Genomic DNA, 14,045 nt, shown 5'->3' on the forward strand with positions numbered 1-14,045 from the left:
CCGACCAGGAACGCTACGGTACGCGCGGTGTGTTTCGGATGCGCGAACCGTTATCCTCACCGGTCATACGGAGATCGACGGCGGGACAGATGCAGCCGCCGCGCCCCGTCCACCGGGCGTTCACCTCCGCGGGGTGGAATGCGGACCGTGGATCCTCGGAGGACGAGCAGATGGAGCTGACCCGGCGGCTGGGCGTCACCGACGCGGTGGTGGTCGGGCTGAGCGCGATGATCGGCGCCGGGGTGTTCGCCGCCTTCGCGCCGGCCGCGGCGGTCGCCGGGGGCTGGCTGCTGGTCGCGCTGGCGGTGGCGGCGCTGGTCGCGTACTGCAACGCGGTGTCCTCGGCCCGGCTCGCGGCGGTCTACCCCTCGTCCGGCGGCACCTACGTGTACGGGCGCGAGCGGCTCGGCGACCTGTGGGGCTTCCTGGCCGGCTGGGGCTTCGTCATCGGCAAGACCGCCTCGTGCGCGGCGATGGCCCTGACCTTCGGCGCGTACGTCGCCCCGGGCCATGAGCGGCTGCTCGCCGTCCTGGCCGTCGCCGCGCTGACCGGGCTGAACCTGGCCGGGGTGCAGAAGTCGGCGCTGGCCGCCCGGATCCTGGTCGCCGCGGTGATCGTCGTGCTGCTCGCGGTGGTCGCCGCGGGCTCCACCGCCGGCCTGGCCCACCTGGGCAGCGGCCCGCGGGTGTCGCCGTGGGGCGTGCTGCAGGGCGCCGGCCTGCTGTTCTTCGCCTTCGCCGGGTACGCCCGCATCGCCACCCTGGGCGAGGAGGTCCGCGACCCGGCCCGCACCATCCCCCGCGCCGTCCCGATCGCCCTGACCGCCACCCTGGTCCTGTACGCCGCGGTGGCGCTCACCCTGCTCGGCACCCTGGGCCCGGCCCGGCTCGCCGCCACCACGGCGCCGCTGGCCGAGGTGGGCCCGCCGTGGCTGGCCCCGGTCGTGCGGGCGGGCGCCGCGGTGGCGGCGCTCGGGTCGCTGCTGGCGCTGATCCTGGGCGTCTCGCGGACGACGTTCGCGATGGCCCGCGACCGCAACCTGCCCGGGGTGCTGGACGCCGTCAGCGCCCGGACCCGGGTGCCGCACCGGGCGGAGGCCGCCGTCGGCGTCGCGGTGGCCGTGCTGGTGCTGCTGGTGGACCTGCGGGGCGCGATCGGCTTCTCGTCGTTCGGCGTGCTCGGGTACTACGCGATCGCCAACGCCTCGGCCCTGACCCTGCGCCGCGACGAGGGCGCGCCGTGGCGGGCGGTCCCGGTGGTCGGGCTGGCCGGCTGCCTGCTGCTGGCCGCGACCCTGCCGCTGCCCTCGGTCGTCTCCGGGCTGGCGGTCTTCGCGCTCGGCGTCGCCGCGTGGTGGCTGCGGCGGCGCGCGGCGCGGCGGTAGGGCGGTTCCGGTCGCCGCTCGCGGTCCTGCCATGTGGGCAGGTCTTTCCTCCGCGTCCCGCGGCGGAGGACTGTCGTGGGGTGGCCGCGGGTGCTCACGCTGTGTCTCATGGGGGCCGACATGACGGGAAACGCACGGATCCTGGTCGTCGACGACCAGCCGACCATCGTGGACCTGCTGGCGACGGTCCTGACCGGGCACGGCTTCGCGGTGGACACCGCCGGCACCGCGGCGCAGGCCGTGGCCAAGGCCGCCGAGCAGCGGCCGGACCTGGTCCTGCTGGACGTGTCGCTGCCCGACGGCGACGGCATGGACGTGCGCCGGCGCCTGGGCGCCGAGGGCGACGACACCGGGGTGGTCTTCCTGTCCGCCCGGGACACCCGCGACGACCTGGTCGCCGAGCTGGCCTACGGCGGCGAGGACTGGATCACCAAGCCGTTCGACGTCGAGGTGCTGCTGGCCCGCGTGCACGCCGTGCTGCGGCGGCTGGCCGACGCGCCCGGCAACCGGGTGCTGCGCTACGCCGACGTCGAGCTCGACCAGGAGACCGGGGAGGTGCAGCGGGCCGGCGAGCCGGTGGCGCTGCCGCCGCGCGAGCGGGAGCTGCTGCGCCAGTTGCTGCGCGACCCGGGCCGGGTGCTCTCGCACCGGCGGATCCTGGCCGAGGTCGGCGCGGACGACCCGGACGGCGGCCCGGAGGCCGTCGACCGCCTGGTCGGGTCGCTGCGCCGGGAGCTGGAGCGGCTCGGCCCGCCGCTGATCGTGACCCACCCGGGCTTCGGGTACGCGTTGCGCGCCGCCCTGCCCTGAGCTGGTCAGCGCCGGGCGGCGGCGTGCTTGCTGCGGTACATGGCCTCGTCGGCGCGGCGCAGCAGGGCTTCCGGGTCGGTCCCGGCGCCGGTCACCGCGCCGATGCTGGCGCCGATGGTGAGGCGGTGGCCGTCCACCTCGACCGGCTCGGCCAGCGCGGCCCGGAACTCCTCGGCCACCCGGGCGGCGGCGGCCGCGTCGGCGCCGGGCAGCAGGGCCGCGAACTCGTCGCCGCCGAGCCGGGCCGCCACCGCCCCGGCCGGCAGGGCCGCGGACAGCCGCTCGGCCACCCGGACCAGCACCGCGTCGCCGGCGTGGTGGCCGTACGTGTCGTTGATCGGTTTGAACCCGTCGAGGTCGATGTGCAGCAGCGCGACGCCCCCGGCCAGCGCGGCGGCCAGCCGCCGGCCGAACAGCACCCGGTTCGCCAGGCCGGTGAGCGCGTCGTGGGTGGCCTCGTGCCGGAGCCGGTCCTGCAGCTCGCGGGAGTCGGTCACGTCGCGGGCGTTGCTGACCACCGCGCCGACGCTGGGCTCGTGGGTCAGGTTGCGGCTGGTCACCTCCAGCCAGCGCCAGCCGCCGGCGCCGTGCCGGTAGCGGGCCTGGTAGGTGTAGGTGGACCCGGGGGCGGCCATCAGCCGCTGCAGGTCGGGCAGGATCGCCGGCAGGTCGTCGGGGTGGATCAGGGTGAGCACCCGCACGCCGAGCAGCTCGCCGGGCTCGTAGCCGAGCATCCGGGTGGCCGGGGTCAGGTAGGTCATGGCGCCGGTGTGGTCGATCAGCGAGGTGATGTCGGTCGAGTACTCCAGCAGCAGCCGGACCCGTTCCTCCTGCCGGCGCAGCGTGCGCAGGCCGGCCTCGGACCGCCGGACCAGCGACTCGTTCTCGGCGAAGGTGATGAGCTGCCGGCTGACCACGATCGCGGTGATCACGAGCAGGCCGCCGAGGGCGACCAGCGCGGTGCGGCTCAGGCCGGCCGGCAGCACGGCCGGCAGGAGGGCGAAGACGAGCCCGAGCATGGCGTACGGCAGCACGCTGTAGGAGCGCGGCCGGCGCGGCGGCCGGCTCGCGGTCACCCGCTCGCCGAGCTCCTGCAACCGCGGACCGGCGCTGATCAGCGCGACGGCGGCCACCTGCAGGGCGAGCGGGATCCGCCACGAGGTGGCCGCCGGCAGCACCGCTCCCTGCAGGCACTGCAGCACCGCGGCCGCGACGATCGGGGCGGCCGCCACCGAGGAGATCGGGCTGTGCCCGCCCGCGATGAGCCGGGTGACGGCGAAGGTGAGCGCGGCGCCGATGACGACCGCGGCCAGGGCGGCGCCGGCGCCGGCGCCGTACGCCGCCGAGCGGTCGGTCATGAACCAGATGGCCACGACCGCGGCGGTGACCACGGCCGTGGTGTCCAGCAGGTAGCGCACCCGGGCCCGGCCGGGTGCGGGCGGCCGCGGGTGGGTGACGACGGCGGCCGCCAGCACGGCGACCCCGGCGAGCACGAACACCGTCTGGAAGCGGCCGGTGGCCACGGCGGCGGCGTCCGGGTGGCGCAGCGCGGTGGCGAGCCGGCCGAGCTGGCCGATCAGCAGGAGGACGCCGGTGCCGGCCAGCGCGCGCCAGAAGCGGCGGTCGGCGGCGGCGCGTCCCGGCCGGTTCGCCAGCCGCAGGGCCCCGGCCACCAGCACGAGGTTGAGCGGCGGCCCGAGCCAGGCGCGGACCAGCACGTGCGTCTCGACGCCGCCGGGCCCGGCCAGCAGCCAGCCGACCGCGGCCAGCACCGTGCCGGCCAGGGCGAGCAGCACCGGATCGGTCGCGGCCGCGCGGGGCAGCGTGGTGGACCTGGCGGGCGGCATCACGGTCCTCCTGCGGGCGTTCGGGCACGGCCACGGCCGCGCTGTGCCTTCCCACTACACCGGTCGGGGGTAGCCGGCGGGGTGCGCGCCGGTGGACTCTCCGGTGCGCCGGATATCCGCGGTTTTACGGTTAGCTTTCTTAACCGTTTAAGGTCTCCCCAGGCCCGGTGCCGAATCGTTACTCGGTTGATCAAGCGGAAACATTGCGAAAGCGCCCGTCCCCCTCTTGACTGGCTTGCGGGGGAACCGGAGACGGTGACGGTGATGTCACGCCCCGGCGTGATGTGAGATAGGGAGACGCATGTTCGGTCCAACCAGAAGCCCGCGCTTTCGGAGCGCGCTCGCCGGTACGCTGGGCGTCGGCCTGGTGTTCGGTCTGGCCGCTTGCGGCGGCAGTGACGACTCGGACGACGATTCCAACACGGCTGCGCAGTCCATCGACTGCGCCCAGTTCAGCTCGTTCGGAGACCTGAAGGGCAAGACGGTCTCCGTCTACACGGGCATCGTGACGCCCGAGGACACGGCTTACAAGGAGTCGTACAAGCCGTTCGAGCAGTGCACGGGCGTGACCATCAAGTACGAGGGTGACAAGTCCTTCGAGACCCAGATCCTCGTGCGCGCCAAGGCGGGCAACCCGCCGGACCTGGCCATCGTGCCGCAGCCCGGCCTGCTCAAGCAGCTCGTGGCGACCGGCAAGGCCGTCGAGGCGCCGGCCGAGGTCGCGGCCAACGTCGACAAGTTCTGGGACAAGAACTGGAAGGAGTACGCGACCGTCGACGGCAAGTTCTACGGCGCGCCCTCCGGCGCCAGCGTCAAGTCGCTGGTGTGGTACTCGCCGAGCGAGTTCAAGGACGCCGGCTACAAGGTGCCCACGACGCTCGACGAGCTCAAGACGCTGACCGACAAGATGGTCGCGGACAAGAAGAAGCCGTGGTGCGCGGGCATCAGCAGCGGTGAGGCGACCGGCTGGCCGCTCACCGACTGGCACGAGGACATGATGCTCCGGCTGTCCGGCCCGGAGACGTTCGACAAGTGGGTCAACCACGAGATCCCGTTCAACGGCCCCGAGTCCACGGCGGCGCTGGACGCGGTCGGCGCGTACCTGAAGAACCCGGCGTACGTCAACGGCGGCCTGGGCGACGTCAAGAGCATCGCCACGACCACCTTCCAGGACGGCGGCCTGCCGATCCTGGACGGCACCTGCTCGCTGCACCGCCAGGCCAGCTTCTACGCGGCGAACTTCCCGAAGGACGCGAAGGTGGCCGAGGACGGCGACGTCTTCGCGTTCTACCTGCCGGGCAAGACCGCCACGGAGAAGCCGGTGCTCGGCGGCGGCGAGTTCAACGTGGCGTTCGCGGACCGTCCGGAGGTCAAGGCCTTCCAGACGTACCTGTCGACCGACACCTGGGCGAACATCAAGGCCAAGGGCTCGCAGGGCTGGGTCAGCGCCAACAAGAAGCTCGACCCGAACAACCTGAGCAACCCGATCGACAAGCTGGCCGCGACGATCCTGCTCGACCCGAACACGGTCTTCCGCTTCGACGGCTCGGACCAGATGCCGGCCGCCGTGGGCTCCAACGCCTACTGGAAGCAGGCGACGAGCTGGATCACCGGACAGGACACCAAGACGACGGTGGACAACATCGAGAAGGCTTGGCCCAAGTGATCTGAATCTTCACCTTCGGGGCCGGTCGCCGCATGGCGACCGGCCCCACCGCTCTCCGAGGAGGTACGGGTCGCGTGTTCGACACCGCCGAGACGACCGCCGAGAAGTTCACGCAGATGTTCGCTGCGATCCTTCTCTTCGCCGCGGTCGTGGGCATCATCCTGTTCATCGCGGGGCGCTTCGGCGGCCGCCGCGGTGACAAAATCGTCGCCTATTCCTATCTCGCCCCGACGCTCATCATGCTGCTCGTCGGGTTGGTCTACCCCGGTATGCGCACCATCTACCAGTCGTTCTTCGACGCGGCGGGTAGCGCCTTCATCGGCCTCGACAACTACAAGACGATCTTCACCGACACCGATCAGCTGACCGTGCTGCGCAACACCGTCTTCTGGGTCGTGGTGACGCCGTTCGTGGCCACCGCGGTCGGCCTGCTCTACGCCATCCTGGTGGACAAGGCCAAGATGGAGTCGTTCGCCAAGGCGCTGATCTTCCTGCCCATGGCGATCTCGTTCGTGGGTGCGTCGATCATCTGGAAGTTCGTCTACGAGTTCCGCCCGGACCAGGGCAACGTCAAGCAGATCGGCCTGCTCAACCAGGTGCTGGTCTGGCTCGGCGGCAGCCCGCAGCAGTGGCTGGTGGACTCGCCGCTGAACACCTTCCTGCTAATCGTGGTCATGATCTGGATCCAGGCCGGCTTCGCGATGACCGTGCTGTCCGCGGCGATCAAGGCCATCCCGGACGACATCATCGAGGCCGCGCGGCTCGACGGCGTCACGCCGTGGGGCATGTTCCGCTTCGTGACCCTGCCGGCCATCCGCCCGGCGGTGGTGGTCGTGCTGACCACCATCGGCATCGGCACGCTGAAGGTCTTCGACATCGTGCGCACCATGACCGGCGGTCAGTTCAACACCAGCGTCATCGCCAACGAGTTCTACAGCCAGAGCTTCCGCAGCGACAACCAGGGCCTCGGCTCCGCGCTCGCGGTGCTGCTGTTCGTGCTGGTCATCCCGATCGTCGCCTACAACATCCGGCAGATCCGCAGTTCGGAGGCGCTATGACGACCGTGACCCCGGTGACCACCACACCCGCGCTGGTGGCCGACCAGCCGTCGGCGGCCGCGGTCGCCAAGAAGAAGCTGACCTCGCCCTGGGCCTCGCTCGCGGCGATCGTCATCGCGGTGCTCTGGACGCTGCCGACGTTCGGATTGCTGGTGTCGTCGTTCCGCCCCGAACGGGCGATCAAGACGACGGGCTGGTGGACGTTCTTCACCGACCCGACGGTGACGCTGGACAACTACAAGACGGTGCTGGACTCGGAGAACGGCGCCGGTCTGGGCTCGTTCTTCGTGAACTCGCTGGTGATCACCATCCCCTCGGTGATCATCCCGATGAGCCTGGCCTGCCTGGCGGCGTACGCGTTCGCCTGGATCAAGTTCCCCGGCCGCAACGTCCTGTTCCTGGCCATCTTCGCCCTGCAGATCGTGCCGCTGCAGGTGACCCTGATCCCGCTGCTCACGCTCTACGTGGACGCGGGGCTGGCCAACACGTTCTGGACCATCTGGATCTCGCACTCGATCTTCGGGCTGCCGCTGGCCATCTACCTGCTGCACAACTTCATGCGGGAGATCCCGGCCACCCTGCTCGAGGCGGCCCGGGTGGACGGGGCCGGACACGTGTCGATCTTCTTCCGGGTGCTGTTGCCGCTGCTGCGGCCGGCCCTGGCCGCGTTCGGCATCTTCCAGTTCCTCTGGGTGTGGAACGACCTGCTGGTCGCGCTGACCTTCGCGGGCGGCGGCGGCGCCGTCGCCCCGATCACCGTGGCGCTGGCCAACCTCAGCGGCACCCGGGGCACGGCCTGGCACCTGCTCTCCGCGGGCGCCTTCGTGTCGATCCTGGTCCCGGTGACGATCTTCCTGCTGCTCCAGCGGTACTTCGTCCGCGGCCTGCTCGCGGGCAGCGTCAAGGGCTGACCCGCCCGGCTCGGCGAGGGCCCGGTACCGCTGCGGCGGTACCGGGCCCCTGTCGTACCCGGCACCTATGGTCGGGCGATGACCGTGCACAGGCTGTCGCGCGCCGACGCCCGCCGGCTGGCCGTACGGGCCCAGCTGCTGGACGCCCGCGCCCCGGGCGGGATGGTCGACGTGGTGCGCCGGCTGACCCAGCTGCAGAACGACCCGGCCACCGCCGTCGCGCCCAGCGCCGAGCTGGTGCTGTGGAGCCGGCTGGGCTCGTCGTGGGCGCCGCGGCAGCTGCGCGACGCCCTCGCCGAGCAGACCCTGCTGGAGCTGCACGGCATGATCCTGCCGCCGGAGGACATCGCGCTGCACCGGGCGGAGATGGCCGAGTGGCCCGGGCGCCCGCCGCTGCGGGAATGGCAGGAGGACGTGCGGGAGTGGGTGGACGCCAACCGCGGCTGCCGGCTCGACATCCTGCACCGGTTGCGCGCGGACGGCCCGCTGACCAGCCGCGAGCTGCCGGACACCTGCGAGATCCCGTGGCGCTCGTCGGGCTGGAACGACAACCGCAACGTCGCCCGCATGATCGGCTTCCTGGTCCAGCGGGGCGAGGTGGCGGCGGCCGGCCGGCGCGGCCCCGACCGCCTGTGGGACCTGGCCGACCGCGTCTACCCCGACGAGGTGGTGCCGTACGAGGAGGCGATGCGCATCCGCGACGAGCGCCGGCTGAGCGCCCTGGGCCTCGCCCGCGTCCGCCCGCCGGCGACGCCCGGGGAGCCGGCCACGGTGGAGGGCCTCAGGGGCCGCTGGCGGGTCGATCCCGCGCAGCTGGACCGGCCGTTCACCGGCCGCACCGCGCTGCTGTCCCCGCTCGACCGCCTGGTCTTCGACCGCCGCCGGATGACCGAGCTGTTCGAGTACGACTACCAGCTGGAGATGTTCAAGCCGGCCGCCCGGCGCCGCTGGGGCTACTGGGCGCTGCCGATCCTGCACGGCGACCGGCTGGTGGGCAAGCTCGACGCCGCGGCCGACCGCCGGGCCGGGGTGTTCCGGGTGCACGCCGTCCACGAGGACGTCCCGTTCACCCGGGCGATGACGGCCGCGGTGCGGCACGAGGTGACCGAGCTGGCCGCCTGGCTCGGCCTCGACCTCGTGCTGCCGCCGTGACCGTCCGCCGCGGGTGGGCTCAGCCGTCGATCCGCAGGGGCGAGATGTGCCAGATGTCCCGGCAGTAGTCGCGCACGGTGCGGTCGGCCGAGAAGAAGCCGCTGCGGGCCGTGTTCAGGATCGACGCCCGGGTCCACAGGTCGCGCTCCTGCCAGGCCCGGGAGACCGCGTCCTGGCAGTCCACGTACGCCCGGTAGTCGGCCAGCGTCAGGTACTCGTCGCGGTGCAGCAGGTCGTCGACGATCTCCTTGTCGAAGCCGGCCACGACGTCCAGCACCTCGCGCAGCTCCGGGTCGCGGTCGTAGTACTCCCACGGCACGTAGCCGCGGTCCTTGAGCGCCGCCACCCCGGTGGTGTCCAGGCCGAAGAGGAAGAACTCGGCCGCCCCGACCCGGTCGCGGATCTCCACGTTGGCGCCGTCCAGGGTGCCGATGGTGAGCGCGCCGTTGAGCGCCAGCTTCATGTTGCTGGTGCCGGAGGCCTCCTTGCCGGCCAGCGAGATCTGCTCGGACAGGTCCGCGGCCGGGATGATCAGCTGCGCCCGGGAGACGTTGTAGTCGGGCAGGAAGACCACTCTCAGGTACGGCGAGACGACCGGGTCGTTGTTGACCAGGCCGGCGACCATGTTCGCGAGCCGCATGATCCGTTTGGCCGCGTAGTAGCCCGGCGCCGCCTTGCCGGCGAGGACGATCGTGCGCGGCACCACGTCGGCCACCTCGCCCCGGTGGATGCGCCGGTGCAGCGCGACGACGTGCAGCACCCGCATCAGCTGGCGCTTGTACTCGTGGAACCGTTTGATCATCACGTCGCAGAGGGCGTCCGGGTCGAGCGCCACCCCCGTCGCGGCCAGCGCGTGGTGGGCCAGGTCGACCCGGTTGAGCCGCTTGACCTCGCGCCACCGTTCGCGGAAGGCCGGGTCGTCGGCGGCGGGTTCCAGCTCGGTGAGCCGGTCCAGGTCGGTCAGCCAGCGCTCGTCGCCGATCCGCTCGGTGATCAGCTCGGACAGCCGGGGGTTGGCCAGCCGCATGAAGCGCCGCGGCGAGATGCCGTTGGTGACGTTGTGGAAGCGGCCCGGCCACAGCTCGGCGAAGCCGTGCAGGGTCGTCGCGGCCAGCAGCCGGGAGTGCAGCTCGGCGACGCCGTTGACCGCCGAGCTGCCGACCACCGCGAGGTGCGCCATCCGGACCCGCTGCTCGTCGCCCTCACCGATGATGGACAGCTCGCGCAGCTTGCCCTCGTCGCCCGGGTAGCGGGCGGCGACCTCCTGCAGGAACAGGTGGTTGATCAGGAAGATGATCTCCATGTGCCGGGGCAGCAGCCGCTGCACCAGCGCCACCGGCCAGGTCTCCAGCGCCTCCGGCAGCAGGGTGTGACAGGTGTACGCGAACGTCCGCCGGGTGATCGACCAGGCCCGGTCCCACTCCAGGCCCTCCTCGTCGACCAGCATCCGCATCAGCTCGGCGATGGCCATCACCGGGTGCGTGTCGTTGAGCTGGATCATCACCTTGCCGGCGAAGTCGTCCCAGTCGCTGTTGCGCAGCCGGAAGCGCCGCACGATGTCGCGCAGCGCGCAGGTGACCAGGAAGTGCTGCTGCTTGAGGCGCAGCTCGCGGCCGAGCTCGGTGCTGTCGTCCGGGTAGAGCACCTTGCTGATGTTCTCGGAGCGGACGATCTCCTCGACCGCCTCGCCGTACTGGCCGGCACCGAAGCGGGACAGGTCGAAGGACTCGCGAGCGGCCCGGGCGCGCCACAGCCGGATGATGTTGACCGTGGTGGTGCCGTACCCGGGGACCAGCATGTGGCTGGGCTCGCCCAGCACGACCTCGCCCGGCACCCAGCTCTTGCGCAGGCCGTCCAGCGGCTCGGTGTGGCCGTAGAAACCGACCGTCTGCTGGTCGTCGGAGGCGTGGAACTCCCACGGATTGCCGTAGAAGGTCCAGTTGTCGGGGCGCTCGACCTGGCCGCCGTCGCGGAAGTCCTGCTTGAAGATGCCGAAGTCGTAGCGGATGCCGTAGCCGACCGCCGGGATGTCCTGGGTGGCCATGGCGTCGAGCAGGCAGGCGGCCAGCCGGCCGAGGCCGCCGTTGCCCAGCCCGGGCTCGACGTCGAGGGCCGCCAGCTCGGACGGCGACAGCCCGAGGCCCTCCAGGGCGCGGCGGGCGCACTCCTCGGTGCCGGAGTAGAGCAGGTTCTGGTCGAGCTGCTTGCCGAGCATGTACTCGGCCGACAGGTAGTAGATGAAGCGGGGGTTGGCCCGGTAGTGCGCGGCGGCCGTCCTGATGTAGCGGTCGACCAGCCGGTTACGGACGGTCAGCGCCACCGACTGGTAGGTGTCCTGGGCGCTCGCCGACTCCAGGGTCGTGCCCCGCTGGTAGTACAGGTTGCTGAGCACGTCCCGCCCGAAGTCGCCGGGCGTGTCGCCGGCGTGCGACGTCACGTAGGTCACGGCTGTGGTCCCTCCCGACGGTGGTCCGTCCCTCGACGGTCTCACGGGGAGTATCTCCGATCGGCGGAAACGCCCCGCTCCGCGGTGCGGAACGGGGCGATTCACGGCTTTAGCCGACAATCGGCGGGCGGATCAGACCTCCGGGTTCACCGTGGGCTCGGCGGTGGGCTCGGCGGTGGGCTCGGCGGTGGGCTCGTCGCTGGGGTCGTCGCTGGGGTCCTCGGCCGGCTCGGTGCTGCTGCTCGGCGTGGGCTCGACCGACGGGGTGGGCTCGACGGACGGCGTGGGGGTGGGCTCGACGCTGGGGGCCGGGCTGGGCGTGACCGCGGGGCGCTTCTGCGAGACCTCGACGCCCTTGGCCGTGTAGACGCCCGCGCTGCGGGTGCCGGTGACGGTGATCCGCGCGCCGACGGTGACGGCCTGCAGGGTGGCCCGCTTGCCGTTGACCCGGAGGCGCACGGCGCCCGGCACGGTGACGGTGACCGTCTGCCTGCGGACGTCCTTGGTGCCGCCCGTGGCGAGCAGCGTCACGGTGCCGGCGGCGGGGTCCACGGCGGTGACCTTGCCGGTCGCGGCGAACGGCGTCCGGACCGCCTTCTTGGTCTTGGCCGGCTTCGGGGTGGCCTTCTGGACGGTGCCCGGCTTGGCGGCCGGCTGGGCGTAGGCGACCGCGGCGGTGGAGACGGCGGGAACGACGATCCCGGCGGTCATGAGGGCGGCGACAACGGTACGACGCAGACGCATCGGGAGATCTCCTTGTTCGGGGGCGTGATGTCATCGTCGGCGCGGCGGGGTGCGAACAGGGGCGCGGGCCGGTTGCGGGCCGGTTGCGGGCGCCCTCCCGCCGGCGGGTCAGGGCCGACCGGCGACCGGCAGCGTGACCGTGAAGGTGCTGCCCGCGCCGAGCCGCGACTCGACGGTGACCGTGCCGCCGTGCTCGGCCAGGATGGCGCGCACGATGGCCAGGCCCAGGCCGGTACCCTGCACCGCCTGGTCCATCGCGTTGGCCGCCCGGTGGAACGGCGTGAACAGCCCGGCCAGGTCGGCCTCCGGGATGCCGATGCCGGTGTCGGTCACGGTCAGCACCGCCGTGCCGCCGGTCCCGCGCAGCCGGTAGGTGATCGCCCCGCCGGCCTCGGTGAACTTCACGGCGTTGCCCAGCAGGTTGCGCAGGGCCCGGTCGAGCTGCCGGGCGTCGCCGTCGACGAAGACCTGGTCCGCCCGGCCGGTCAGGGTGAGCCCCCGGCCGCGCGCGACCGGCTCGAACTCGGCGTGCAGCGCGGCGGTCACCGCGGCCAGGTCCACCCGCGTCGCGGTCGCGCCGACCGCGTCGTTCGCCCGGTTCAGCACCAGCAGGTCGGCGATCGTCTCGTGCAGCCGGTGCGCGTTGCGCAGGATCGCGGTGACGCCGCGCCGCTGGGTCGGGGACAGCTCGCCGCCGTCGCCGTCGGCGAGCATCTCGGTGTAGCCCAGGATGCTGGTCAGCGGGGTCCGCAGCTCGTGGGTCACGGTGGCCACGAAGGCGTCCTTGCGCTCGTCGAGACCCCGCAGTTCGGTGATCAGCCGGACCTGGCGGTGGTGCAGGTGCTGCTGGCGGACGGTGTGGTCGATCTCGCGGGCCACGGTGGCGAGCAGCCGGCGCTCGTCGGCGGTCCAGTCCGGCGGGTCCCGGCGGACGACCTGGACGAGCCCCGGCGGGCAGTCGGCATCGCCGCCGATCGGCACCGCCACACCCCCGGGCACGTCCGGCACGTCCAGCACCGTTCCGGGTGGCGCGGCCAGCACGGCGCGCACGTTCTCCGCCGGCAGCGGCGGCGCGTCCCGCGGCCAGCGCACGTCGGCCTCCTCGGCGCCGCCGATGGCGACCCGGCTGTGCACCGCGTCCGCCCCCAGCGCGGCGCCCAGGAGCGCGGCCACGCGGCGGGTGGCCGCGGCGGGATCGGCCTCCTCCCGCAGCGCGACCACGACCGCCTGGCGCAGCTCGGTACGGGCGACCCGGGCCGCGTCCTCGGCCAGCAGTCGCTGCGTCTCGGCCGCGAGGTGGTTGAGGGTGCCCATGACCGCGCGCATCTCCCGCGGCCCGGCCGGCACCACCCGCGCGGAGAGCTCCCCCGCGGCCAGCCGCTGCAGGGTCGTCCGGAGCTGCTCCAGCGGGGCCAGCAGCAGGCGGCGCGCGATCGTGGCGAGCAGCAGGGTCACCCCCAGGACCGCGATGGCCAGCAGCGCGAACAGCAGCTGGGCCAGCCGCGCCGAGCGCCGGTCGGCCGCGGCGACCCGGTGCTGGTCGGCCACCAGCGCCGTGTCGACCGCGGCGTTGGCCGCGCGCAGCTCGTCGAACAGCTGCTTGCCCCGGGTCGTCTGGGTGAACCCGGGGTCGGCGACGCCGGCGTTGACCACCGGGTACGCGAAGGCGTAGAGCCAGCGCGACGCGGCGGTGCGCTCGGCGGTCAGCAACCGCAGCGCGGCCGGATCGGTGGTCCGGGCGGCCACCTCGTCGAACGCCCGGAACGCGCCGATCCGCCCCGCGTCGTAGGGCTCCAGGAACCGCTGGTCGCCGGTGAGCTGGAAGCCGCGCACCCCGGTCTCGGCGTCGGTCATGTTCTGCAGCACGGCGTTGTTGGCGTCCCGGGCCGCCTCGACCCGGGCCACCCGCTGCTCGTGGCGGCCCTGGAGCCGGTCGGCCACCAGGAACTGGGTCACCACGACGCCGACGAACAGCACCAGGACCGCGAGCACGCCCGCGTCCACCCGGGCCCGGACCGACAGCACG

The 14,045-nt window shown here is 72.8% G+C and carries 10 protein-coding genes; 6 read left to right on the forward strand and 4 right to left on the reverse strand.

The features are described from left to right. Positions 1 to 170 precede the first annotated feature (170 nt). A complete protein-coding gene (locus tag Ani05nite_RS21530) occupies positions 171 to 1,385 on the forward strand; it encodes an APC family permease (protein ID WP_203770750.1) in 1,215 nt (404 codons plus the stop codon). A 120-nt stretch (positions 1,386 to 1,505) separates the two neighbouring features. Next, positions 1,506 to 2,195 carry a response regulator transcription factor gene (locus tag Ani05nite_RS21535; protein WP_203770751.1) on the forward strand — a complete coding sequence of 230 codons (690 nt, stop codon included), beginning with the start codon at positions 1,506 to 1,508 and terminating at the stop codon, positions 2,193 to 2,195. A gap of 5 nt (positions 2,196 to 2,200) precedes the next feature. Here the strand turns inward: Ani05nite_RS21535 and Ani05nite_RS21540 are convergent, their stop codons facing one another. Next, the gene (locus Ani05nite_RS21540) at positions 2,201 to 4,042 is read right to left on the reverse strand and encodes a sensor domain-containing diguanylate cyclase (protein ID WP_203770752.1); all 1,842 of its coding nucleotides are present in this window, start codon (positions 4,040 to 4,042) and stop codon (positions 2,201 to 2,203) included. Between the two features lie 301 nt (positions 4,043 to 4,343). Between Ani05nite_RS21540 and Ani05nite_RS21545 the strand changes: the two genes are divergently transcribed. The 4 genes from Ani05nite_RS21545 to Ani05nite_RS21560 all read left to right on the forward strand — a co-directional run bounded on the left by Ani05nite_RS21545 (position 4,344) and on the right by Ani05nite_RS21560 (position 8,829). After that, on the forward strand, positions 4,344 to 5,708 hold the full coding sequence (locus Ani05nite_RS21545) for an ABC transporter substrate-binding protein (RefSeq protein ID WP_203770753.1): 1,365 nt from the start codon (positions 4,344 to 4,346) through the stop codon (positions 5,706 to 5,708). A 116-nt stretch (positions 5,709 to 5,824) separates the two neighbouring features. Continuing rightward, positions 5,825 to 6,766 carry a carbohydrate ABC transporter permease gene (locus tag Ani05nite_RS21550; protein WP_203770813.1) on the forward strand — a complete coding sequence of 314 codons (942 nt, stop codon included), beginning with the start codon at positions 5,825 to 5,827 and terminating at the stop codon, positions 6,764 to 6,766. Beyond that, positions 6,763 to 7,677, forward strand: coding sequence for a carbohydrate ABC transporter permease (locus Ani05nite_RS21555; RefSeq protein WP_203770754.1), 915 nt, complete (start codon positions 6,763 to 6,765; stop codon positions 7,675 to 7,677). Before Ani05nite_RS21550 ends, Ani05nite_RS21555 begins: the two co-directional genes overlap by 4 nt. A gap of 78 nt (positions 7,678 to 7,755) precedes the next feature. Next, complete coding sequence (locus Ani05nite_RS21560) at positions 7,756 to 8,829, forward strand: DNA glycosylase AlkZ-like family protein (RefSeq protein WP_203770756.1); 1,074 nt, start codon at positions 7,756 to 7,758, stop codon at positions 8,827 to 8,829. Between the two features lie 19 nt (positions 8,830 to 8,848). On the opposite strand, the gene Ani05nite_RS21565 is transcribed toward Ani05nite_RS21560, so the two are convergent. The 3 genes from Ani05nite_RS21565 to Ani05nite_RS21575 form a co-directional block, all read right to left on the reverse strand. Beyond that, positions 8,849 to 11,275 carry a glycogen/starch/alpha-glucan phosphorylase gene (locus Ani05nite_RS21565; protein WP_203770758.1) on the reverse strand — a complete coding sequence of 809 codons (2,427 nt, stop codon included), beginning with the start codon at positions 11,273 to 11,275 and terminating at the stop codon, positions 8,849 to 8,851. A 132-nt stretch (positions 11,276 to 11,407) separates the two neighbouring features. Then, entirely contained in the window at positions 11,408 to 12,019 is a 612-nt protein-coding gene (locus Ani05nite_RS21570; RefSeq protein WP_203770759.1) for a hypothetical protein, read from the reverse strand. A gap of 108 nt (positions 12,020 to 12,127) precedes the next feature. Then, complete coding sequence (locus Ani05nite_RS21575; protein ID WP_239130468.1) at positions 12,128 to 14,044, reverse strand: ATP-binding protein; 1,917 nt, start codon at positions 14,042 to 14,044, stop codon at positions 12,128 to 12,130. Between the last annotated feature and the right edge of the window lies 1 nt (position 14,045).

This window comes from Actinoplanes nipponensis (assembly GCF_016862275.1).
GTDB classification, from domain to species: Bacteria; Actinomycetota; Actinomycetes; order Mycobacteriales; family Micromonosporaceae; genus Actinoplanes; species Actinoplanes nipponensis.

What these genes read in the sequence shown, in the direction of transcription:
- Ani05nite_RS21530 (WP_203770750.1), top strand. Translation starts at nt 171, where the DNA reads ATGGAGCTGACCCGGCGGCTGGGCGTCACCGACGCGGTGGTGGTCGGG.
- Ani05nite_RS21535 (WP_203770751.1), top strand. Translation starts at nt 1,506, where the DNA reads ATGACGGGAAACGCACGGATCCTGGTCGTCGACGACCAGCCGACCATC.
- Ani05nite_RS21560 (WP_203770756.1), top strand. Translation starts at nt 7,756, where the DNA reads ATGACCGTGCACAGGCTGTCGCGCGCCGACGCCCGCCGGCTGGCCGTA.
- Ani05nite_RS21545 (WP_203770753.1), top strand. Translation starts at nt 4,344, where the DNA reads ATGTTCGGTCCAACCAGAAGCCCGCGCTTTCGGAGCGCGCTCGCCGGT.
- Ani05nite_RS21540 (WP_203770752.1), bottom strand. Translation starts at nt 4,042, where the DNA reads ATGCCGCCCGCCAGGTCCACCACGCTGCCCCGCGCGGCCGCGACCGAT.
- Ani05nite_RS21555 (WP_203770754.1), top strand. Translation starts at nt 6,763, where the DNA reads ATGACGACCGTGACCCCGGTGACCACCACACCCGCGCTGGTGGCCGAC.
- Ani05nite_RS21550 (WP_203770813.1), top strand. Translation starts at nt 5,825, where the DNA reads ATGTTCGCTGCGATCCTTCTCTTCGCCGCGGTCGTGGGCATCATCCTG.
- Ani05nite_RS21570 (WP_203770759.1), bottom strand. Translation starts at nt 12,019, where the DNA reads ATGCGTCTGCGTCGTACCGTTGTCGCCGCCCTCATGACCGCCGGGATC.